Source organism: Paraglaciecola sp., from assembly GCF_051252315.1.
Classification (GTDB): Bacteria; Pseudomonadota; Gammaproteobacteria; order Enterobacterales; family Alteromonadaceae; genus Paraglaciecola.
The window spans coordinates 1-22556 of sequence record NZ_JBPOFP010000023.1; the positions used below are offsets into that span (position 1 = coordinate 1).

The 22556-nt window shown below is 38.0% G+C and carries 20 protein-coding genes; 15 read left to right on the plus strand and 5 right to left on the minus strand.

The window, feature by feature from the left end:
* Positions 1–302: 302 nt before the first annotated feature.
* Positions 303–500, plus strand: coding sequence for a hypothetical protein (locus ACSHXM_RS06495; RefSeq protein ID WP_435687932.1), 198 nt, complete (start codon positions 303–305; stop codon positions 498–500).
* A gap of 30 nt (positions 501–530) precedes the next feature.
* Here ACSHXM_RS06495 and ACSHXM_RS06500 read toward each other — a convergent pair whose 3' ends face one another.
* The 3 genes from ACSHXM_RS06500 to ACSHXM_RS06510 are packed head-to-tail and all read right to left on the minus strand — an operon-like array spanning position 531 to position 3576.
* A complete protein-coding gene (locus ACSHXM_RS06500; protein ID WP_435687933.1) occupies positions 531–1772 on the minus strand; it encodes a mechanosensitive ion channel family protein in 1242 nt (413 codons plus the stop codon).
* A complete protein-coding gene (locus ACSHXM_RS06505) occupies positions 1773–2669 on the minus strand; it encodes an acyltransferase (RefSeq protein WP_435687934.1) in 897 nt (298 codons plus the stop codon).
* Complete coding sequence (locus ACSHXM_RS06510) at positions 2662–3576, minus strand: acyltransferase (RefSeq protein ID WP_435687935.1); 915 nt, start codon at positions 3574–3576, stop codon at positions 2662–2664. Before ACSHXM_RS06510 ends, ACSHXM_RS06505 begins: the two co-directional genes overlap by 8 nt.
* 194 nt (positions 3577–3770) lie before the next feature.
* On the opposite strand from ACSHXM_RS06510, the gene ACSHXM_RS06515 reads away from it, so the two are divergent.
* On the plus strand, positions 3771–6665 hold the full coding sequence (locus ACSHXM_RS06515; protein WP_435687936.1) for an insulinase family protein: 2895 nt from the start codon (positions 3771–3773) through the stop codon (positions 6663–6665).
* A gap of 97 nt (positions 6666–6762) precedes the next feature.
* On the opposite strand, the gene ACSHXM_RS06520 is transcribed toward ACSHXM_RS06515, so the two are convergent.
* Positions 6763–7941: an aldo/keto reductase gene (locus tag ACSHXM_RS06520; protein ID WP_435687937.1), complete on the minus strand. Its 1179-nt coding sequence runs from the start codon at positions 7939–7941 to the stop codon at positions 6763–6765.
* Positions 7942–8096: 155 nt separating this feature from the next.
* On the opposite strand from ACSHXM_RS06520, the gene dusA reads away from it, so the two are divergent.
* From dusA to ACSHXM_RS06585, 13 genes are all read left to right on the plus strand, one after another.
* Positions 8097–9110 carry a tRNA dihydrouridine(20/20a) synthase DusA gene (dusA, locus tag ACSHXM_RS06525; protein ID WP_435687938.1) on the plus strand — a complete coding sequence of 338 codons (1014 nt, stop codon included), beginning with the start codon at positions 8097–8099 and terminating at the stop codon, positions 9108–9110.
* A gap of 255 nt (positions 9111–9365) precedes the next feature.
* Complete coding sequence (locus ACSHXM_RS06530) at positions 9366–9647, plus strand: hypothetical protein (protein ID WP_435687939.1); 282 nt, start codon at positions 9366–9368, stop codon at positions 9645–9647.
* Between the two features lie 11 nt (positions 9648–9658).
* On the plus strand, positions 9659–9811 hold the full coding sequence (locus ACSHXM_RS06535; RefSeq protein ID WP_435687940.1) for a hypothetical protein: 153 nt from the start codon (positions 9659–9661) through the stop codon (positions 9809–9811).
* A 469-nt stretch (positions 9812–10280) separates the two neighbouring features.
* Positions 10281–10940 carry a phage shock protein PspA gene (gene pspA / locus ACSHXM_RS06540; RefSeq protein ID WP_435687941.1) on the plus strand — a complete coding sequence of 220 codons (660 nt, stop codon included), beginning with the start codon at positions 10281–10283 and terminating at the stop codon, positions 10938–10940.
* Between the two features lie 90 nt (positions 10941–11030).
* Positions 11031–11231 carry a PspC domain-containing protein gene (locus ACSHXM_RS06545; RefSeq protein ID WP_435687942.1) on the plus strand — a complete coding sequence of 67 codons (201 nt, stop codon included), beginning with the start codon at positions 11031–11033 and terminating at the stop codon, positions 11229–11231.
* A gap of 32 nt (positions 11232–11263) precedes the next feature.
* Entirely contained in the window at positions 11264–11596 is a 333-nt protein-coding gene (locus ACSHXM_RS06550) for a hypothetical protein (RefSeq protein WP_435687943.1), read from the plus strand.
* A 94-nt stretch (positions 11597–11690) separates the two neighbouring features.
* Positions 11691–12125, plus strand: coding sequence for a copper chaperone PCu(A)C (locus ACSHXM_RS06555; protein WP_435687944.1), 435 nt, complete (start codon positions 11691–11693; stop codon positions 12123–12125).
* A 9-nt stretch (positions 12126–12134) separates the two neighbouring features.
* Positions 12135–13127, plus strand: coding sequence for a DUF2333 family protein (locus ACSHXM_RS06560; protein WP_435687945.1), 993 nt, complete (start codon positions 12135–12137; stop codon positions 13125–13127).
* 3 nt (positions 13128–13130) lie between these two features.
* Positions 13131–13889, plus strand: coding sequence for a TIGR04219 family outer membrane beta-barrel protein (locus tag ACSHXM_RS06565; RefSeq protein ID WP_435687946.1), 759 nt, complete (start codon positions 13131–13133; stop codon positions 13887–13889).
* Between the two features lie 98 nt (positions 13890–13987).
* Positions 13988–15796 (plus strand): assimilatory sulfite reductase (NADPH) flavoprotein subunit, encoded by a 1809-nt coding sequence (locus ACSHXM_RS06570; RefSeq protein ID WP_435687947.1) that lies wholly within the window; start codon positions 13988–13990, stop codon positions 15794–15796.
* Complete coding sequence (gene cysI, locus ACSHXM_RS06575; RefSeq protein ID WP_435687948.1) at positions 15796–17523, plus strand: assimilatory sulfite reductase (NADPH) hemoprotein subunit; 1728 nt, start codon at positions 15796–15798, stop codon at positions 17521–17523. The genes ACSHXM_RS06570 and cysI overlap by 1 nt, the downstream gene beginning before the upstream one ends.
* A complete protein-coding gene (locus tag ACSHXM_RS06580) occupies positions 17501–18247 on the plus strand; it encodes a phosphoadenylyl-sulfate reductase (RefSeq protein ID WP_435687969.1) in 747 nt (248 codons plus the stop codon). The genes cysI and ACSHXM_RS06580 overlap by 23 nt, the downstream gene beginning before the upstream one ends.
* A 288-nt stretch (positions 18248–18535) precedes the next feature.
* A complete protein-coding gene (locus tag ACSHXM_RS06585) occupies positions 18536–20773 on the plus strand; it encodes a bifunctional diguanylate cyclase/phosphodiesterase (protein ID WP_435687949.1) in 2238 nt (745 codons plus the stop codon).
* A gap of 58 nt (positions 20774–20831) precedes the next feature.
* Here ACSHXM_RS06585 and ACSHXM_RS06590 read toward each other — a convergent pair whose 3' ends face one another.
* Entirely contained in the window at positions 20832–22370 is a 1539-nt protein-coding gene (locus tag ACSHXM_RS06590) for a methyl-accepting chemotaxis protein (protein WP_435687950.1), read from the minus strand.
* Positions 22371–22556: the final 186 nt, after the last annotated feature.

A 22556-nucleotide genomic window follows, 5' to 3' on the forward strand; every position in this document is an offset into this window, starting at 1 on the left:
GATCAGGCTTTATAAATTATCTGATACCAATGTTTCTTCTTGTGATTAGAGCAATGCTTAGGCCAATTTTAAAAAGTATAATAAAAACATGTGGTTATGGAGTTTGGGAGTGATTTGTAGAGCAGTGTTAATTCGTGATTTTAGTGAAATTGACCAGATTTTTAAGTATTACACCAAAAATCACGACACAATTATCTAATTCAAATTACTGATTTTAAGTAATAAAAAACTAATGTGTTATGCCGCTTTTTCAAAATTTGGTGCATAATAGAGGGAGTTAATATTTTTTTAGGGAATTATTTATGAGTAATTGGCACGAACCTATTTTATTCACTTTCGCATTGATCACATTTGTTATGGGACTTAGCAGTATTATTATGAGTTTGTTCCCACAACCTGCTGGCACCAACCCGTTACAAACTAAAATTGAATACGGATTTTTCGGTGCATCAGGTTTAGTGTTATTTATCGTTTTTGTGTACGCTCTGTGTACTGCATAATTTAACAGATTTTGAGTTAAGTACTTTTCCTTAAGGCCTATCACTCACTCTTTGATAGGCTCTTAATTTAAACACTGGCAACATTGCCAAGAAGTGATCAAATATGTCCCCTTGTATTGCTTCAAAGTTTGTCCAAACTTTATCTGCACTAAAACAATAAACCTCTAGAGGCACACCTAATTCGGTAGCGGGTAGTTGACGTACCATTAAGGTCATATCTTTGTTAATTTTAGGATGGGCTTGAATGTAAGCCTGCATATAAGCTCTTAACGTCCCAATATTGGTTAATCTGCGACTGTTTACTAGGTCTTGAGTCTCAATTTTTTGTTCTTGATTAAACGATTGTAATTCTTGTAACTTAGACTCTACGTAAGCTTTGATATACCGAATAGAAGATAATTCTTTAAGCATTTCTTGGTCACAAAATTGAATGCTTTGTACATCAATATTAATTGAACGTTTAATTCTACGGCCACCCGATTCAGACATACCGCGCCAATTTTTAACTGACTCTGTTATTAATGCATAGGTGGGAATGGTAGAAATGGTTTTATCCCAGTTTTGTACTTTGACTGTGGTTAAACCAACCTGTAATACATCTCCATCGGCGCCATACTTTGGCATTTCAATCCAGTCACCTGTGTTCACCATGCGGTTCGCGGCAATCTGAATACCTGCGACAAAACCTAAAATGGTATCCCTAAACAACAATAACAAAATGGCGGTTACAGCGCCTAAGCCAGACAATAACAATAATGGAGATTTATCTAATAAATTAGAAATCATCAACAAGCCGGCAATAATGACTATGAATAATTTACCCACTTGAATAAAGCCAGTGATGGGGGCTTTTTTGGCTAAATTAGACGCATTGTAAGTGTCTTCTATGGTGTTTAATAAAGCGCTACAAGCCATTACCGTGACGAAAATGACATATACCACAGCGGACTTTTGTAAGAATGCCAGTAACGAAGGGTTTTCAATGAGTAAGGGGCTGAGTAAATAAATAGCTAAAGCAGGGAAGAGGTGTCCACTGCGCTTAAAAAAACCGTGTTTGTGTAATTCGTCATCGAACTGATTTTTACTTTTAGTGATTAATGCTGCCATTCGGCCATTAAAGATTAATCCTGATAGTTTTAGGCTTATCCAAGCTAAAACCAAAATAACACCTAAGGATATGGCCTGAAAGGTCAAACTTTCTGTAGGTACTTCTAAACCTAAGTAACTTAAACCTGTGACTAATTGTTGATGAATAAAATTTGATTCTTGCACTTAATTTTTCCCTACTATGTCTTCGATTACTTGATCTTTTTCTGACCAAGTGTCGTTTAACCAAAGTTGAAATTTTTGTTTAAATTCAGGGTCATTAAAATAATCACCGGTGATTTCTTGTGTGATAGGTTTCACTTTAACGTGTAACGCTACATTTTTAAGGTTTCCACCTAGCATAGCCATCATTGGGCTATCTTGGGTATTGGGATACACAATAGAAATATCCAAAATGCTTGTAAACAACTCACCCATAGCCGCCAAAGTGAAGGCAATGCCCCCTGCTCTAGGTGGTAATAAATTCTTATAAACACTGGCTTTTTGTTTATGTCTTTCGTGAGTGAACCTATTACCTTCTACAAAATTAATGACAGTAGTAGGGGTTTGCCGAAATTTTTCACAAGACTTTTTAGTGGTTTCTATATCCTTGCCTTTTAATTGAGGGTTTTTTTCAATAAATTGGCGGCTATATCTTTGCATAAATGGCATGTCTAATGCCCATGCTCCAAGGCCTACAAAAGGTACCCATATTAATTCTTTTTTGAGAAAAAACTTAGGCGCTGGAATTTTTGATGAGGCAAAGTCAATGAGTAAAATGATATCTAACCAACTTAAATGATTAGAAATGAGTAAATACCAATCTTCTTGTTTAAGTTCGCCGTCGATCTGGTAATCAAATTTTACGGCATTAAAAACCTTGACCAAGGCAACACTGCTGACTCCACATCCAAAGGTTAGAAAACTTAGCAGTTTATTTATAGGGGCATTAATAGAACTAACGGGTATTAATAATTTAACTAAACCTAAAATAATAATCAGGCTTGACCAAAAAATTAAACTCACAATTTGCAATAAAGAATGGATTGGGAAAATCACAATCCAAGGCAAAAAACTAAGCATCAGGTGCCTTGTTTGAACTTAGTGTTTGTAAGTCTTTATCTTTTTCTAGCCATAAATCAGTTAACCAGCGCTGAAATTTCACTCTTTGTCTGGGATCATCAAAATATTCAGAACTATAAACGTCACTATTTATGATGTCTGCAACTGATTGGATTTTTACTTGTACCTGAATCCTGCGTACTTTACCGCTAACAAAATCCCAATAAGAAGGTGTTCCGTCTGGATAATGTATGGTGACATCTAATAGTTTATGTAATTGCTCGCCCATTGCGCCTAATACAAATGCAATGCCACCCGCCTTAGGTTTAAGCAAATGTTGAAATTGTCCAGACTGTCTTTTGTGTTTTTCTGGGGTAAGTCGAGTGCCCTCAACAAAATTCATGATGCTGACGGGTTTGTGCTTAAATTTTTCACAGGCTTTGCGTGTGTTCTCTAAATCTTTACCTTTTAAATCTGGGCGTTTGGCAATTAAGGCTTTGCTATATCTATGCATAAAAGGAAAATCTAACGCCCACCAGGCTAAGCCTAAAAAGGGAACCCAAATCAGTTCTTTTTTTAAGAAGAATTTTAAGAAAGGAATTTTGCGATTGAATACTCTTTGCAACACCAAAATATCTACCCAAGATCTGTGGTTAGAAATCACTAGATACCAATCTTTGGTGCTCACTCCTTCTAAACCTGTGACTTCAAATTTAGTGCGGCTAAACAAATTTTGATTAAGTGTATTTACACTGATCCACATAGTGGCGCAGCCGTCTAACAAATAAGACATAAAGGTTTGCCAAATTTGAATGGGTATTAACTTTAAAAATGAAAAAATCAGTATTGGGATAAGCCAAAATATCGTATTCAAAAAATAAAAAATTGACGATATGGCACCAAAAATTAATGAAAAAACTGCAAACATAATAACAACTACTCCAAGGCTGCTGCGATTCTAAACTATCGGTAAACTAGTGCAAAGTGATGAAGTCCAACAATCATAGAAATGTCGCAAATATTTACATTTAAGCTGTAAAAAATAGTTATTAGGGCTTTAACTGTATCAACTTGTGTATCATTATTTGTCTTTGTTTTTAGATTGTAAGAGTAATTTTCAATATGAAAAAACCAGCTATATTGTTTGTCGGCATGGCTTCATTATTAAGTTTGAGTGCATGCAGCGTTAACGAGTCTAATACTTCTTCGCAGGCTTCGGCCGAACAAGTGTCTCCATCAGTAGATTTGCCGGCTGGTATTTCTAAAATCACTTCTGTGACTAAAAAAGGTGATGAATTAATCATCCCATTTAACAAATACGAATTAGACAATGGTTTAACTATCGTGTTGCATCCAGATAACTCAGATCCTTTGGTACATGTTGATATTACCTATCACGTTGGGTCTGCACGTGAAGATATAGGCAAATCCGGCTTTGCACACTTTTTTGAACACATGATGTTTCAAGGTTCAGAAAATGTGGCAGATGAACAGCATTTTGGTTTGATAACTGAATCTGGCGGTACGCTAAATGGCACAACTAATACAGATCGAACCAATTATTATGAAACTGTTCCTGCTAATCAACTTGAACGTATGTTGTGGTTAGAAGCAGACCGAATGGGCTTTTTCTTAGATGCTGTGACGCCTGAAAAGTTCGAAAATCAAAGAGAAACCGTTAAAAATGAACGGGGCCAAAACTACGATAATCGACCTTATGGTTTATTACGTGAAAGAGTAAACGAAGCAATGTTTCCCGAAGGGCATCCGTACTCTTGGTTAACCATTGGATATATTGAAGACTTAAATCGAGCAAATTTAACCGACCTAAAGAAATTTTTCTTACGTTGGTATGGGCCTAATAATGCCACTCTTACCATTGGTGGAGATTTAGATGAGGCGCAAACCTTAGCTTGGGTTAAAAAATACTTTGGCGGTATACCTAAAGGCCCTGCTGTAGAAGATCCAATTTATACCAAAGTGACTTTACCTGAAGATCGCTATATTTCTATGGAAGACAATGTGTCTTTGTCTTTAATGTATATGTCTTTCCCTACCGTGCACGTGAATCACCCAGATGAAGCGCCATTAGACGTGTTGATGTCTATCTTGGGTTCTGGCAAAACCTCATTGCTATATAAAAACATGGTGAAAAATGGCAAAGCAGTTCAAGCCCAGGCCGGTCACGCTTGTGGAGAGTTGAGCTGTCAGTTTACCTTGTTAGGCCTTCCAACACCGGGTACTTCGTTAGCCGAACTAGAAAAAATTGCTCGTGATTCTCTGCTTGAGTTTGAAAACAGAGGTGGTGCAGAAAGTGACGACATTGAACGTGTAAAAGCGGGCATTGTATCTGGCATGATCTACGGATTAGAAAGTGTGAGTGGCAAAGTAAGTCAATTAGCGGCTTACCAAACCTTCAGAAATAACCCTAACGGCATCGGTGATGATGTAGCACGATATGAAAATGTCACTAAAGAAGATGTGATGCGTGTTTATAAAAAATATATTAAAAACAAGCATACAGTAGTGATGAGCATAGTGCCTAAAGGCCAAGGCGATAAAATCATCAAACCTGATACTTGGAACCGATACCAACGTCATATTCCAGAAGATACTGATGTAACAGAGTTGGCACTTCGCCCTGGCACATCTAACTTTGATCGTTCTGTTATTCCTGCATCGGGTAAAAACCCTAGTATTAGCGTTCCGGAAATTTATCGAAGCCAAACTAAAAATGGCATCAAGATTTTAGGCTCTGTAAATGATGAAGTGCCAACCACCACCATTCGTTTACGTATCCCTGCCGGTCAAACACGAGAAGGTGTAGACAAATTAGGCCTTGCCTCTTTGACAGCGGCAATGATGAGTGAGCAAACCCTACAATCTAGCGCCGAAGAGTTATCTAACAAGCTGCAAAAGTTAGGCTCACAGGTAAGTTTTGGAGCCGGAGATAAATTCACTACCTTAAATATCAGAAGTTTGACAAAAAATTTAGATCAGACTTTAGCCATAGCGGTTGAAAAATTAACGCAGCCTAAGTTTGATGCTGCAGACTTTAGTCGCTTACAAAAACAACAAATTGAAGGGTTAAAAACCGCCAAAAAGAATGCGAGTGTAACGGCAACTAATACATTTAATAAATTGTTATTCGGCAATGATAATAGTTTTGCTTATGCAAACGGAGGGCTTGTTTCAACCGTTGAAAAGCTCACATTAGATGATGTGAAAGCTTTTTATAAACAGCAGTATGGTCCGCAAAAATCTGAGCTTATTGTGGTGAGTAACTTAAACAATAATCAAGTAAAACAAGCGATTTCAGGACTAGAAGCTTGGCAAGGTCAAACCAGCGAAATGCCAAGTATCCAAACATTTCCAGAGCTAGCAGCTGGTACCTTGTATTTTATTGATAAACCCGATGCAGCCCAGTCAGAAATTCGTATTGGTAAGCGAGCTTTAAAATACGATGCGACGGGCGAATATTATCGTGCAGATTTAATGAATTATAATTTAGGTGGTGCCTTTAATAGTCGAATTAACTTAAATTTACGAGAAGATAAAGGGTATTCCTATGGTGCTTGGTCGTTATTTAGAGGCAACGAATTTCAGGGCGTTTATAGGGCGCAAGCTGGTGTAAGAGCCGATACCACTGCCGATTCAATAGTTCAATTTAGAAAAGAAATTCAACTCTTCGCAGATAAAGGCATGACCACTAAAGAATTACAATTTGTAAAAAGTGCGATTGGTCAAAGAGATGCACGTAGTTTTGAAACACCACGACAAAAGCTTGGTTTTTTAGCGGAGATCATGACTTATAACTTAGATAAAAGTTTTAAGGAGCAGCAAAATAGTATTCTTGCAAATATCTCACAACAAGAACTTAATGCATTAGCGGCTAAACACCTTAAACTCGATGAGATGATAACTGTGGTGGTGGGTGATAAAGCAAAAGTATTTGAAAGCTTAAAGCCCATGTTTACAAACGTGGTGGAACTAAGCCCTGAAGGTAATCCGTTGTAAACTTGATTCGAGAAGTACATCCCGTCCTTAAATTCCCAGACGGATTGAAAAGCCAGTGATTTTGTCACTGGCTTTTTTATTGTTCAAATTTCTATGATTAAACTGACGCTATGTCTACTTTTCTGCCCATTACTTTTAAATTGTCGACCATAATATCTATTGTATGCATTTCAGAAACACAACATGACAAGTTGGGGTTTTGTAAAGCCCATAAATAAGCTTTGGAAAATTTAGACATGTCTTTATCTGGGATCGTGGTGTTTAATTTATCGAGGCGCCACTGCGGTTGATCTTTTAACCATAACAATTTAGCCACTTTCATGGCTACCATGCCTATGCCCGCTTCTTTAGCCTTAAACATTAGGTTTTCTAGCGCAGCATGATTAGCAATATTGTAAGCAAACATAGTGACGTCGTAATAATCCACTTCAATGGCTTTAGCCAAATGTCCTGCCACATCATTATGAAATGAAACCGCAGATGCACGGATTAACCCTTTTTGTTTAAATTCAACGAATAATTCCTGCAGCACCTCATCGTCCATCATTTCAGGCATGGCAATACCATGTGGGCAATGTAGAACATCTAGATGATCTGTTTGTAAACGTTTAAGTGCGCCTTCAAGTAACTTATAGGCGTGTTGCTTAATTTTTCCCCGCCACTCAGACTTAAAGCCATATTCTTGAAGCATTAAATGTCGATAATAGGTTTTCGGAAATTGGGCTTCCTGACCAGTAAAATAATTCATATGGTAGCCCGGTTTCATAACCGAACGCTGCTCAATCATTTCATTAGCTTTTTTAAGCAATGCGTCTTTTTTACCTTGAGGTAAGCCTTTTTCGATTTCTCGAATTACTTTGTCGATATATCCATAGTAATAACTTAACTTAGTAGACAAAAAGACCTTATCGCGATTACCTGATTTTTTGAAATAGTTGCCTATGGTGGTCTCAACCAGCCCATTGTTATATGCCGCTGCTGTATCTATGTAATTAATACCTTTTTCAATTCCGTAGTCCATTACAGGGTCATAAGAGTCATTGTTAAAAGGGAAAGTGCCTAGAACCAACTCAGAAGCCATCATCCCAGTTCTGCCCATCATTCGATAAGTCACACCCTCTTGTTTGTTTCGCCAAATAGGTTTTACTTGGTCTAAAGGTGTCGCCGTTTTTGAGGTATTTGTTTCTGCCAACAAACTGGGTGTTAGCGCAAGCCCCATAGAAGCTGCGGCTGTTTTTTTGAAAAAGTCTCTGCGAGAATTTGTTGGTTTAGTCATTTCGTGAATCTCATTAACTTCATTATTATGTATAATACGACATGCATTGCACTTTTAAAACACTTAACAATGCACTTGCTACATTCCACACTCTAGCCCTGACGTATAAAATCGGCTAAAATGCGCGCCCTTTTTTTATTCGAGCATTAGTACAGATGAAACAACCACTAAATCGCACCATTTCTGTCGCGCCTATGCTCGATTGGACAGATAAACACTGTCGTTATTTTCTAAGGCAAATCTCTAAACATACTTTGCTGTATACCGAAATGGTGACCACGGGTGCAATAATATTTGGTAAGGGAGATTATCTGGCCTATAACCAAGCTGAACATCCTGTGGCTTTGCAGTTGGGGGGCTCTGATCCTGGTGATATGGCTAGATGTGCAGCCGAAGCACAAAAATATGGTTATGACGAAGTCAATATCAACGTAGGTTGTCCTTCTGATCGCGTGCAGAATGGGCGCTTTGGTGCTTGTCTAATGGCTGAGCCAGCGACTGTTGCCGAGTGTATCAAATCTATGCAAGCCGAAGTAGATATACCGGTTACGGTCAAATCCAGAATTGGTATCGACGATATGGATGAATACCAAGATTTGACTCACTTTATTGATATTGTGTCTCAGGCTGGTTGTGACATTTTTACGGTACATGCTCGTAAAGCTTGGTTAAAAGGGTTAAGCCCTAAACAAAATCGTGACGTCCCTCCTTTGATGTACGATAGGGTATATCAGTTAAAACAAGAATTTCCTGAATTGAACATCAGTATCAATGGCGGAATAAAAACATTAGAACAAACACAGCAACATTTACAACACGTAGATGGGGTGATGATAGGTCGAGAAGTTTACAGTAATCCCTATTTGTTAGCGGAAGTTGATCAACGTTTTTATCAGGATCCAGCACCTATTAAAACGAGAGTTGAAATAGTTCAAGCTATGTTGCCTTACGTAGAACAGCAAATTAGTGAAGGTGCTAGGCCATGGCATATCGCTCGGCATATGTTGGGCTTATTTCAAGGCCAAGCTGGTGGACGTATATGGCGACGTTACTTAAGCCAAAATGGGACTAAGCGAGAAGTCGGCATCGAGTTATTAACCGACGCTCTGGATACCTTATTAGAAGCGCAAGCAAAAGCTACAAAATTCCAATCAGAAATGCTGCCTTAACACCTTTCCACCTGCATATTATCTCCTTTTGACATGGAGTGGTATTTTTGACCAATTAAGTTGGTTAAAAAAACCACTTCGTAGTTTCTTCTACAAATGTAATCGACATGCCTTTTTTACTGAAATAAAAAACTTCAATAATATCAATTAGATAACTATTTATTTAAAACTGGCACAACTATAGCAATACATACTTCGACTTATTAATTAACTGCCAAAATGGTTTGGTAGTCACTATTACACAAGGAATATATTATGTTTGCTAAATCTAAAATCGCCGCTGTTGCTTTAACTCTTAGTCTAGTTGCTGGTACAAGTGTACAAGCTGCAGAAGTTTCACTAGAAGGTTATGTAACCAAAATTGTGAATCAAGCTATGACAGTTGCTCAACAAGAATTACAAAATAGCTTAACAGAATCAGTTGTAAATACTGCTCAAAAAGTAGGTTTTACAGAAGGTAAAGCACTTAAGACTAGAGTGACTATTACTGATATAAAAGCTAAAAAAACTGAGGTGTCTAAAGCTATCGCTCAGTAAGGAGGTTGACCATGTTTTTTCAATCATCTTTGTTAGTATTGTTGCTTATGCCAGTGATTACGTATTTGGCAGGTGCTGTAGCCTATAGTGCTTACCTGTCGGTACGGAATAAACCATCATTGGTGCGTTACCACAAATCTATCATTTTTCGAAACAGTCTCTAATTGTTGTATTGACTGTTTCTTCTGTTATTTTACCGCCCCACTTGTTCATAATCTTTTAAACGTAAATCTTCTAAGTTTATTCTTACTTTTACCTATACCTATTCCTTTCCCGTTATTTCAGTAGCAATACGTTTTATTTATTCATGTTCAGTTCTTGATTTTAAATTTCATTATTTTCTAATGTTCCACTTTTTTAAGTTATCCAATTCAGTGTGTTTTGGCTCGTATTAAACCAAAAATCTCCTATTCACCCCTCGCTTTAGTAAATGTATATATTTAGGCTAATTTCGCCATTTCGTTGGTTAATTTAACCAATTCTGTTTTGGTTAGTTAAGTTTGAAGTTTTATTTAAATCCTTTAAAAACAAGTGTTTATGTCGTTTTGTGAAGTTGGCACACGACTTGTAATAGGTTTACTAGTGCTGGAATAGCCCAGTAGTAAATCTCATTAATCTTTTGGAGGAATCAAAATGGGTATGTTTTCAAGAATGTCAGATATTGTACAAGCGAACATTAACGCAATTTTAGACAAGGCCGAAGATCCGGTAAAAGTGGTCAAGTTGCTTATTCAAGAAATGGAAGAGACTTTAGTTGAATTACGTTCAGTTGCTGCATCTAACTTAGCTGAAAAAAGACATCTTCAGCGTCAATTGGATAAGTTAAAGCAACAAACTAAAGATTGGCAGTCAAAAGCTACATTAGCTATGGAAAAAGGTAGAGAAGACCTAGCGAAGGCAGCGCTTGTTGAAAAACATGCGGGTCAACAAAAGGTAACTGCTCTAACTCAAGAAATGGATGTGGTAGAAGAGTCTTTGTCCAAGTTACAGGCTGATACAGGCAAGCTACAGGATAAATTGGTAGAAGCCAGAGCAAAACAAAAGTCTTTAGTTATCAGAGAGCGTTCTGCTTCAGTACGTATGACAGCTAAAAACAAAACGCACTCAATAAAGATTGATGATGCCATTGTTAGGTTCGAGCAATACGAGCGCCGTATTGATGACTTAGAAGCGCAGGTGGATGCATACGATTTAGTCAATGAATCTCAAGGCTTAGATGCGCAATTTCAAGAACTTGAAAATGAAAGTGCGATTGAAAAAGAGTTAGAGGCCTTACGTAAAAAAGTTGCTTAATTTTATGTCTAGTTAGGTTAGTAACTGAGATTAAACGTTACTAACCGCTAACTGACTTTCATTGTTAATTCAAATATTAAGGAGAAATCGATGAGAAATATTTATGAAGTAAATCGATTATATAAAGATTCAGCACACCGCAAAATTTCAGGCGTGTGTAGTGGATTGGCCAGGCATTGGAATGTGCCAAGGTCGTTAATTCGAGTTGCTGCCATTGTATGCCTAATAGCGTTGCCGATGGTCACTGTGATTGCTTATATTGCTGCAACTGTTCTGTTACCAAACAGATAGATGACTTGTTTCTCAATTAAGAGGAAAAACTTATGTTTAAGAATTTAGTATTGGCCATTCTGATAGCAATTGTATTGACATCATGTTTTGGTCACATTGCTACACAATGGTTTGATTGGAGTATGTCATTTGCTAATGAAGACATTGAACCTTTAATTGCAATTTTAGCCGTCACAGGAGTGGTTGTTTTGTTAGTTATCATTGGTTTTATTGTTGCTATTAGTTTAGTTGGCGCTGTCGTTTTAGGCCTATTCGCTGCAGCTGTTGGTTTATTCATTGCAGGAATAAGCGTGTTTTGGCCAGCAATTTTGTTTGCATTGGTTGTATATTTGTTAGTGAAAGATCGCCATCAACCTGCTTATTAATTGAGCGACTAGGCTATATGTTTTGAGATCTAGTAGTAAGTTTTAAGAATTTACTGAATAATCGCTTATACAGACTAAAAAAGATTAAGTGATTATGATTCGGGTAGCCCTTTTAATATTGAGTTTATGTTGTACTTTATCTCATGCTGAGCTGTTAGTGACCCAAGCGACTGTAAGACTATTACCTCCTGGCGTGCCTAACACCGCTGCCTACTTTACAATTGAAAATAATTCACAACATGCTGAGTTTTTAGTGGGCGCTAAAGCTAATTTTGTTGCCAAAGCTGAGATTCACAATCACATTCATCATAACGGAATGATGAAAATGCAACAGCAATCTGAAGTGAAAATCGAAGCGGGTCAAACTCTTCATTTTGCACCTGGTGGCTTACATATTATGTTATTTGGTTTGAAACAACCGTTGAGTGAAAATCAGGTGCTAGACTTAAGTGTACAAACTAAAAGCGGAAAAAATATTCGTTTTAAGGCCGATGTTAAATCACCTTCGATCCACAAACATCATCATTAAGGGAACAAAATGAAACAGTATATTACGCCTAAATGGCTGATTGGATACACCAGTATATTTATTGTATTTTTGTGGTTGTTGTCATTCATTTGGAGTTTTGAACCAGACACATTTGAACCTTTTGCATTAGCCAATCAACAAGCCACACAAAATCAAGAGCAAATTGTAGCTGGATACACTATTACAACTAGCTTAATCACTGTTGCCGAAACCTTGTTGAATAAGTCAGGTGGGTATCTATCAAATGACGTGTTACCACCAAGTGTTATGATGGATAACATGCCAAGCTGGGAGTTTGGCGCTCTAGAAATGACCCGTGATTTAGCCTTAGCCATGCGTAAAGATTTTAGCCGTTCGCAAAGCCAATCACTTGAAAATCCCTTTTTAACTAAAGCTCAACCTCAATTTAATATAGACAGCTTAAGTTGGTTGTTGCCGTCAGCTGAATCAAAATACCAAGAAGGCATCGACAACTTGATTGCTTACCGAAGTAGCTTATCTGATCCCAATCAACAACAAGCGCAATTTTATGCTCGTGCAGATAATTTGCGAGATTGGTTGAAGCAAGTTGAAAAGCGTATGGGGAGTTTGTCGCAACGTTTAAGTGCCAGCGTTGGACAAGAACGCTTAGATACCAATTTGGCGGGTGATGCGCAGGCACACCAATCGACACCTAGCGCAACGGTACTCAGTGACAAAACAAGCTGGTGGCAATTAGATGACAACTTTTACGAAGCAAGAGGTGCAAGTTGGGCGTTGTTACATTTCTTAAAAGGGGTTGAAGTAGATTTTGCTGATGTGCTTGAAAAGAAAAATGCACAAGTAAGCTTGCGACAAATTATTCGTGAACTTGAAGCCACACAAGAATCGTTATGGAGTCCTATGGTATTAAACGGCAGTGGTTTTGGTATGTTAGCTAATCACTCGTTAGTAATGGCGAACTATATTTCACGGGCAAATGCTGCTTTAATCGAATTAAGCGAATTGTTAAATCAAGGATAAATAATGAAAAAAACAGCGGTTACTTTAGGGCTAATGACCTTATGCGCTAGCTTTACCAGCCAAGCAGATACACTTTTAGGGTTGTACGCAGGCGCCCAGGGCTGGAATATGGAAGTTGATGGTGGGTTTTCTCAAGATGGTAATAATCTCGCGTTCGATTTTGACCAAAAAGCAAAGTCAAATATCTACGCTGCTTTTGAGCACCCTATTCCACTTATACCCAATATTAAAATACAAAAGACCGACATGGACACTCAAGGTAGTGCTTCCTTAACGAGCAATTACACCTTTGGTGGGAAATTATTTACGGCTAATTCTGATGCTATAACTGATGTGCAATTAAGTAGTACTGACATCATTTTGTATTATGAATTTTTTGACAATGACTTAATCAGTTTTGATTTTGGTATTAATGCTAAACAAATTGATGGGGAACTGTTGGTAACAGATAAAGATGATCCAACATTGTCAGGTTTTGAAACGTTCTCGGGTCCTGTGCCAATGTTATACTCAAGACTAGAGATTGGCGTGCCTTTTACTGGTTTCGGCGCCTTTGCTGAAGGTAGTTATTTAAATGTTGATGATCATTCATTATCTGATTTTCAGGCGGCCATCACCTATAGCTTGATGGAAAACCTAGCTTTAGATGTGACGTTTCAAGTCGGTTATAGAGCAGTGAGCCTAGAACTTGAAGACTTAGATGACATCTATTCTGACCTTGAATTTAAAGGTGCGTTTGCGGGAATCGAAGTACACTTTTAATTTCATCTAATTTGGTTATAAAAAAGTATCTTTTATTCTTTCCGGTTATGGACATAGAACGTTAATCTATAGTGGTATTAATAACGGTTAGCGATTCTATGTCTTCATCTATAAACCAAAATATGGGTCTTACCGCTGGATTAAATGAATCTCAGTGGGCTCAAATAAATCAGGCTACTAGTGCCTTAAATTCTCAACAACTTACTTGGTTAAGTGGTTATTTAGCTGGACTGGCTCAGTCAGGGCAAGCTGGACAGATTGCTACTGCGCCTCAACCAGCTACTGCAAGTCAGTCTTTAACAATTTTGTATGGCTCTCAAACGGGTAATGCTAAATCTGTTGCTGAAGAATATAAAGCCAAGTTAGATGGTTTAAATATTCCAGCTAAATTAGTCAATATGGCTGATTATAAATCTAAGCAGATTAAATCAGAAAGCCATGTAGTGATAGTAGTCAGTACTCATGGTGAAGGCGAAGCGCCGGACGATGCTGCTGAGTTTCACGGTTTCTTAGGTGGCAAAAAAGCCCCTAAATTAGCTGATTTGAAATTTTCGGTATTAGGTTTGGGCGATAGTAGTTACGAATTTTTCTGCCAAACGGCTAAAGATTTCGATGAGCGTTTGGAAAAACTAGGCGCAACGCGTATTTTGGACCGAGTGGATTGCGACGTGGATTATGATTCTGCAGCTACCGCTTGGGCTGATGAAGTAACAGCTAAAGTAAAAGATACGCTTATTGCAAAAGCAGCTCCGGCAGCACCAATGGTAACTTCAGGCGCCACGTCAGCTGGAACTCAGTATACCAAAAAGGCACCTTTTACTGCATCGTTAATTGAAAGCCAAAAAATTACAGGTCGAGATTCTGTTAAAGATATTCGTCATATCGAAATTTCTTTAGAAGACTCTGGTATTCAGTATCGTCCTGGTGATGCACTTGGCGTATGGTTCAAAAATGATGAGCAATTAGTGAGTGAATTGCTAACTGCTTTAGACATTACCGCCGATGCTCAGGTTGAATTATCTTCTGAAAAATTAAGCGTTAAAGAAGCCTTGGTTGAAAAATTAGAGTTAACCCAGAGTTACCCTACTTTTGTTAAAGCCTATGCAGAATATGCAAATAGCAAAGAATTGACTGCCTTATTGGAAGATAAAGCCGCTTTGAGAGAATTTTTAGCGGTTCGCCAAATCATAGATATTGTGCGCCAATACCCAGTTAAAGTTTCTGCTCAAGAATTTGTTAGTACACTTAGAGGATTAACACCTAGGTTGTATTCAATTGCTTCAAGCCAAGATGAAGTCGAAGATGAAGTTCATCTTACAGTTGCTTTAGTTGAATTTGATGCGCATGGAGAATCTCATCAAGGTGGTGCATCTAGCTTCTTATCGACCCGCTTAAACGAAGGCGGAGAAGTGAAAGTGTTTGTTGAACATAACGATAATTTCCGTCTTCCAGAAGACGGCAATACTCCTGTTATCATGATTGGTCCTGGAACAGGTATTGCGCCTTTCCGCGCCTTTATGCAACAACGTGAAGCAGATGAAGCTGAAGGTAAAAACTGGTTGTTTTTCGGCAACCCACATTACACCCAAGACTTCTTATATCAAACAGAATGGCAACGCTTTGTTAAAGAAGGTGTAGTCGACAAAGTTACCTTGGCATTTTCTCGTGACCAAGAACAAAAAATATACGTGCAAAACCGTATGCTTGAGAAAGGTGCTGAATTATACAAATGGTTAGAAGACGGTGCTCATCTATATGTATGTGGTGACGCAAACCATATGGCAAAAGATGTACAAGATGCCTTAGTCAAAATTGCCGTTGAACACGGTGGAAAAACTGAAGAACAAGCCGAGCAATATATCAATGACTTGCGTCGCGCAAAACGTTATCAGAAGGATGTGTACTAATGAGCACTGACAACAAAAATTTTATCGTAGAAGGCAAGCTGGCCGATAACGAACGTTTAAAAACCCAAAGTAATTTTTTGCGTGGAACCATAGCAGAAGATTTAGAAGACGATTTAACCGGCGCTTTTGTTGGAGATAATTTCCAACTGATCCGTTTTCACGGTATGTATCAACAAGATGACCGTGATATTCGTGCAGAACGTGCTAAACAAAAGCTTGAACCGCTACAAAACGTAATGTTACGCGCCCGTTTACCTGGCGGTATTATCACCACTGACCAATGGTTGGCGATTGATAAATTTGCAGAAGAAAAGTCTATATATGGCAGTATTCGTTTAACTACTCGTCAAACTTTCCAGTTTCATGGCGTATTAAAGCCTAACGTTAAACCTATGCATCAAATGCTAAATTCAGTTGGCATGGACTCTATTGCTACAGCTGGTGACGTAAATAGGAACGTATTATGTACTTCTAATCCAGTCGAGTCTGAAGTACATCAAGAAGCTTACGAATGGGCTAAAAAAATTAGTGAACATTTATTGCCTAAAACTCGTGCCTATGCAGAAATTTGGTTAGATGAGAAAAAAGCAGAAAGTACAGAAGAGCCAATATTAGGCAGTACTTACTTACCGCGTAAGTTTAAAACCACTGTGGTAATTCCTCCGCACAACGACATTGACGTGCATGCTAATGACTTAAACTTTGTGGCAATTGCTAAAGAAGGCAAGTTAATTGGCTTTAACGTATTAGTGGGTGGCGGATTAGCCATGACTCACGGTGATACTGCTACTTTCCCACGTAAAGCTGACGACTTTGGTTTTATCAGTCTAGAGCATACTTTAGCCGTTGCGGCTGCTGTAGTGAGCACTCAACGAGACTGGGGTAACCGAGTTAACCGTAAGAATGCCAAAACTAAATATACCCTTGAAAGAGTGGGTGTTGAAAACTTCAAAGCTGAAGTAGAAAAGCGTTCAGGTACTGTGTTTGCTGACAGTAAGCCCTATGAGTTTACCAGTCGTGGTGACCGTATTGGATGGGTTGAAGGTATCGATGGTAAACATCACCTAACCTTGTTCATTGAAAATGGTCGAATTTTAGATTTTCCAGGTAAAACACTGAAAACAGGTTGTGCAGAAATTGCCAAAATCCACCCTGGCGATATGCGTATGACGGCTAATCAAAATTTGATTATTGCCGGTGTACCTGCAGATCTAAAAGATAAAATCGAATCTATTGCACGTGAGCATGGCTTAATTGCTGATGATGTTAGTCCGCAGCGTATGGATTCAATGGCATGTGTTGCATTGCCAACTTGTCCATTAGCGATGGCTGAAGCTGAGCGTTATTTACCTAATGCAGTGACAGAGATAGAAGGTTTATTAGCTAAACATAATTTAGCTAATGAAAGTATCATCTATCGTGTTACGGGTTGCCCTAACGGTTGTGGTAGAGCTATGTTGGCCGAAGTCGGTTTAGTCGGTAAAGGCCCAGGCAAATATAACTTCCATTTAGGGGGCGATCGTCAAGGCTTACGTATTCCACGTATGTACAAAGAAAACATTAGCGAAGAGCAGATAATGCAAGAGCTAGATGTGTTAATTGGACGTTGGTCTACAGAGCGTAATAGCAACGAAGCTTTTGGTGATTTTCTTATCAGAGCTGAAGTAGTTAAGCCGGTTGTTAACTCAGCCAAGGACTTCCATGATGCCTCACAAGTTCCAGCTTAACGACGCTCAAGGTCGAGATTTTCCCTCGACCGAAGCGCTAACTGAACTCAATGAAAGCTTGGAGTCGCAGACTCCTGAGCAAAGAGTTGATTGGGCCTTACAAAACTTACCGGCTAACTTCATGTTGTCGTCAAGTTTTGGTGCTCAAGCTGCAGTAATGCTGCATTTGGTTACTCAGCAATACCCTGATATTCCTGTGGTATTAACCGATACTGGCTATCTGTTTGATGAGACTTACCAATTTATTGATGAATTGACTGATCGCTTAAAGCTTAATTTACAAGTTTATCGTTCATCCATTTCTCCAGCTTGGCAAGAAGCCAAAATGGGCAAAATGTGGGAACAAGGTGTTGAAGGTATAGAAAAATACAACACTTTGAATAAAGTAGAGCCAATGCAAGCGGCATTGAAAGATTTAGAGGTGAAAACTTGGTTTGCTGGTTTACGCCGCAGTCAATCCGATATGCGTGGGAAGCTACCAGTCGTTCAACAACTAAAAAACCAAATTAAAGTGTACCCAATTATTAATTGGTCGAATCGTGATGTGCACATGTATCTTAAAAAACACAATTTACCGTATCACCCATTATGGGAAAAAGGTTATGTGTCTATTGGTGATTGGCACAGTACTCGTTCTTTAGAAGAAGGGATGAATGAGCAAGATACTCGATTCTTCGGCCTAAAAAGGGAATGTGGTCTTCATGAATTTGGAGACGGTATCTAAATTTAATCTGGGTGTAGCTCTGGTCTATACCCAGTATATCCATACTTTTTAACGTTCTACTCTCTGTCTATATTCTGAATTTATTGAAGTATATCCAATCTATTATTTATTAAGTTCCCGCTTACATCTTGTTATTGAAGAGCAAAGCCCTGCAGTTCTTTATTTTTGATGTGACATACGTTATCGAAACATGGTAACTTAAATTAGCTTTATTATAGTTAAAGTCACCTTTTTAAATTAAGATTATTAGGTTAAAGTTAACTTGATATTGATGTGCATGGAAGTTTGATGAATTCAGATAATTACGATAACGACGAGCTAATTTTCTTACCTGAAGAAAATAGCTCTGAATCAGACCCTTCTAATCCGCAAGGTACTTGGAATGTGTTGGTTGTTGATGATGATGAAGAGATCCATTCTGTTACGCGTTTGGCTCTTTCTGACTTAGTTGTTGCTGATAAGGGATTAAACTTTATTCATGTACATTCAGGTGCTGAAGCCCTAAAAGTCATCGCTGAAATGAATTCAACTATTGCCATTATTTTACTTGATGTGGTGATGGAAACGGATGATGCAGGCCTTATGGTTGCGCGCACTATGCGCGAAGAATTAAAAATTCTTGAACCTCGCATTATTTTGCGTACTGGCCAACCAGGCTATGCACCAGAAGAACAAGTCATTAAAGATTATGATATTAATGACTATAAAACGAAAACTGAGTTAACCAGAGGAAAGCTGGTTACTACAATCATTGCGTCAATTCGCTCCTATCAACAAATACTATCTATCAACCAAAGCCGACTTGGTTTAGAAAAAATTATCGCTTCTGCTGCCAATCTTTTGGAAGAACACTCGGTTAAAAACTTTTGTGAGGGAGTAGTAACCCAGATAAGCTCATTAATTGGAATAGAGGCTGGTGGAGTTGTATGTGCCAAAGCGGGCTCTGTTTTAGATATTGAAGATGATGATGTCTATATTTTGGGAGCGGCTGGTGAGTTTGCTGTTTATATCAATAAGAAGCTCGAAAACTTACATAATGGAAAAATAGTTAAATTTGTGAATAGTTGTTTACAGCTGAAACAGCATATTTTTGAATCGGAATTTACCGTTCTGTATCTAAAAAGCTCTGATTATGAAGCGGCTGTATATCTACAAATAGGCGATAAAATTAGTGATGTAAACAGACAGCTACTAGAAGTATTTTTATCTAGTGTGTCTGTAGGCTATGAAAACGTTAATTTATTTCATCAACTACGTACTGCAGCATTTAGAGATTGGTTAACAAAACTGCCTAATCGCAGCGAATTTATTAATATGCTGGATGATACCAGTAAGGCTCAACTACAAAATAAAGATCTTGTTGTGGCTTTAGTTGATATTAATCACTTTGCTGATATTAATGATGGTTTAGGTCAGGATGCCGGTAATAGCACTCTGTTAGCAGTGACAAAACGTCTTGAAGAAACTTTTTCTGACAAGGTCAGTATGGCAAGAATTGGAGCCGATATATTTGGTTTAATCGGTTCCGAAACTTATATTAATCAAGACACGATTAATGAGTTATTTGTCATGCCGTTTAAGGCTGGTGAGCATACTCTCCCCCTTGCAGCATCCTTTGGGTTTTCGCGCTTAAATAGCAAAAATCAGTCTGGATTAGAAATTTTAAAGCAAAGTAACATCGCTTTGAATCGTGCCAAAAAGAATCTCAAAACAAACTTCGAATATTATGAGCCTGAGATGGAGCAAGAAACCACTTGGCGCTTAGAAATGATCAGAAAACTGGCGATTGATTTTGAGAACAGAAAATTAGAATTGTGGTATCAACCACAAGTCGATTTAGTTACTGAACAAATTGTTGGTATGGAGGCTTTATTACGTTGGCCAAGCAGTGACGGTGGTTTTGTTTCGCCTGCTGTGTTTGTTCCTTTAGCTGAATACTCGGGCTTGATCATAGATATCGGAGCATGGGTATTAGAAGAGTCTTGTAAAAAGCTTGCGGAGTTAAATCAGCAAGGATTTAAAGGCTTAAGAATGGCTGTTAACATTTCTATGCCTCAATTCAGAGATCCCAACTTTATTGGCTCAGTGAAAAATATTATCACTGAATTTGAAATTGAACCCGATCGAATTGAATTAGAAATTACCGAAAGTGTAGTCATGGACGAGCCACAAATAGTGGTCGATGCGCTACAAGAGTTAAAGTCTTTTGGAGTGAAGGTAGCAATAGATGATTTTGGTACGGGATTTTCGTCTATGAGTTATCTACAAAAACTGCCTTTAGACAGATTGAAAGTTGATCGGAGTTTCGTAAACGAAATAACCCCTGGAAAATCGGCATTTATTGTAGAAACAATTGTTACGCTAGGTAATAAGTTAGGCTTGTCTACTATCGCTGAAGGTGTTGAAAAAAGAGAACAAGCTAGTTACATGTTGAAATTAGGGTGTGATGAAGCACAGGGATATTTATTTGCTAAACCTATGCCTTTTGATCAGCTGCTAGAGTTTTTAACCGTTCAAGATAGATAATTTTACTATCGTAGTTTATGCCATTTTAAAGACCATTTAAAATGGCACCGCCCACTTGTTATATTTCTCTAATTTTTATTTCTCTGGTTGAAGAATCAACATGGCTATAGATGTCGGCTAGTTCTTTTGAAGCCTGATCCATTATTTTCGCTTCTTGTTGTGATTGTTCACTTTGTTTATTAATGTTCATTAATGACCGATCTATCGCATCGGTTTGTGCAAGCTGCTGACTCATTTCTTTTTCAATGACATTGTGTAAATCACTAATTTGGCTAATTGCCTGATATAACGAATTCACAAACTCTTGGGATTTTTGAGTTTCCGATAAGGATATTTCAGCATGGTCTTTACCATCCGTCATAGCTAATACAGCGGTGTCAGCTTCTTTTTGTAACTTAGCAATGTTTTCAGAAATTTGTTGGGTAGATTGTTGAGTTTTGGTTGCTAAGCTGCGCACTTCATCTGCAACAACTGCAAAACCTCGGCCCGATTCTCCCGCCCTTGCTGCTTCAATGGCTGCATTTAGTGCTAACAGGTTTGTTTGTTCTGCAATACCGTTGATCACATTGACTACGTTACCAATATTATCAGTATCTGCTTTTAAAGTGCTGATAATGTCCGAGGCATGATTTGTTGCGTTTAACATATTATGACTGGTCGCCAAATTGTTTTTAAACATGGTTTGACCTTCATCTGCAAGAGACACACATTCGTCTGCGAGAATGTTTGCTTCTGAAATTGCTTGGTTAACCGAATCATTTGAGACTGATAGTTGCTGCATATTAACTGCAAGTTTACTGGTTTCATTGACCTGATTAATTAAGCCACTTTTTACTTTTTCAAATGCACGAAACAAACTTTCAATTATGTTACCAAGCCGTTTTACGTCGTTAATTATTTCTCTTAATACTTTACTGAGGCCAATTTGAATACTCAAAAAGTTTTTCGTGACCTGGCCAATTTCATCATGGCTACGGCTCGCTATGTGACCTGTTAAATCACCAGCGGCGATTTGATGAGACGCTTTGGTAATTCTTTTTAATGGAGAAATAATTTTTTTATTTATAAACCAGCTAATACCTATGAGTATCATTATGATGATGAATAAAGTAATGGCTTGTGTTAATACAAAGGTGGAATTAGCTTGTTTTTCAATTTCGGTTTTTAGACTTAATATATGTGTATTTACTGCTTCGACTGCCAAGGTTAAGCTTTCTGTAGGCGCTCTATCTATCCCTTTAACGCTTTTATCTGCTACTTTTATATCTTTGCCAGCCACAATAAATGCTTCATATCCTGCACGATAAGCTTTGATCATTGGTAGGTATTCTTTTGCAAAAGACTCTAAATGACGTCTCGCTGGATGTTGTTGATTGATAGTTTGCAAGGTATGGGTATATTTCTTGGGGAGTAAATCGGCGGTTTTATTGAATCGTCCCCAATATTTTTCAAGTTGCTTGGGGTCGTGCCCACGGATCAAGGTGTTTTTCCATTCTTGTACTTGAGTCTTAAAAGTCACATTTAAGTCAGATACCTCTGACATAGTAATCGCTTCTTTGTTTACTGTTTCTGCATATTCATGCATTACAGAATTCATTGACGAAAACCCTGTAAATACAGTTATTAAAATAATAGAAAGGGCTGATACTAGAAGTAATAATAGTTTATTTCTAATGTGCGCTCGAATTGCCTGCATATTGCGTCTCGATTAATTATTTAAGTTAAGAATGGAAATTTTCTAACAGTAGATGACATTTTTGTTACAGAAAGATGACGAATTCCA

Coding starts and splice junctions, on each gene's coding strand:
- ACSHXM_RS06530 (WP_435687939.1), top strand. CDS start 9,366: ATGTTTGCTAAATCTAAAATCGCCGCTGTTGCTTTAACTCTTAGTCTA.
- ACSHXM_RS06510 (WP_435687935.1), bottom strand. CDS start 3,576: ATGTTTGCAGTTTTTTCATTAATTTTTGGTGCCATATCGTCAATTTTT.
- ACSHXM_RS06570 (WP_435687947.1), top strand. CDS start 13,988: ATGTCTTCATCTATAAACCAAAATATGGGTCTTACCGCTGGATTAAAT.
- ACSHXM_RS06550 (WP_435687943.1), top strand. CDS start 11,264: ATGTTTAAGAATTTAGTATTGGCCATTCTGATAGCAATTGTATTGACA.
- ACSHXM_RS06560 (WP_435687945.1), top strand. CDS start 12,135: ATGAAACAGTATATTACGCCTAAATGGCTGATTGGATACACCAGTATA.
- ACSHXM_RS06545 (WP_435687942.1), top strand. CDS start 11,031: ATGAGAAATATTTATGAAGTAAATCGATTATATAAAGATTCAGCACAC.
- ACSHXM_RS06515 (WP_435687936.1), top strand. CDS start 3,771: ATGAAAAAACCAGCTATATTGTTTGTCGGCATGGCTTCATTATTAAGT.
- ACSHXM_RS06535 (WP_435687940.1), top strand. CDS start 9,659: ATGTTTTTTCAATCATCTTTGTTAGTATTGTTGCTTATGCCAGTGATT.
- pspA (WP_435687941.1), top strand. CDS start 10,281: ATGGGTATGTTTTCAAGAATGTCAGATATTGTACAAGCGAACATTAAC.
- dusA (WP_435687938.1), top strand. CDS start 8,097: ATGAAACAACCACTAAATCGCACCATTTCTGTCGCGCCTATGCTCGAT.
- ACSHXM_RS06590 (WP_435687950.1), bottom strand. CDS start 22,370: ATGAATTCTGTAATGCATGAATATGCAGAAACAGTAAACAAAGAAGCG.
- ACSHXM_RS06495 (WP_435687932.1), top strand. CDS start 303: ATGAGTAATTGGCACGAACCTATTTTATTCACTTTCGCATTGATCACA.
- ACSHXM_RS06520 (WP_435687937.1), bottom strand. CDS start 7,941: ATGACTAAACCAACAAATTCTCGCAGAGACTTTTTCAAAAAAACAGCC.
- ACSHXM_RS06505 (WP_435687934.1), bottom strand. CDS start 2,669: ATGCTTAGTTTTTTGCCTTGGATTGTGATTTTCCCAATCCATTCTTTA.
- ACSHXM_RS06565 (WP_435687946.1), top strand. CDS start 13,131: ATGAAAAAAACAGCGGTTACTTTAGGGCTAATGACCTTATGCGCTAGC.
- ACSHXM_RS06585 (WP_435687949.1), top strand. CDS start 18,536: ATGAATTCAGATAATTACGATAACGACGAGCTAATTTTCTTACCTGAA.
- ACSHXM_RS06555 (WP_435687944.1), top strand. CDS start 11,691: ATGATTCGGGTAGCCCTTTTAATATTGAGTTTATGTTGTACTTTATCT.
- ACSHXM_RS06580 (WP_435687969.1), top strand. CDS start 17,501: ATGCCTCACAAGTTCCAGCTTAACGACGCTCAAGGTCGAGATTTTCCC.
- cysI (WP_435687948.1), top strand. CDS start 15,796: ATGAGCACTGACAACAAAAATTTTATCGTAGAAGGCAAGCTGGCCGAT.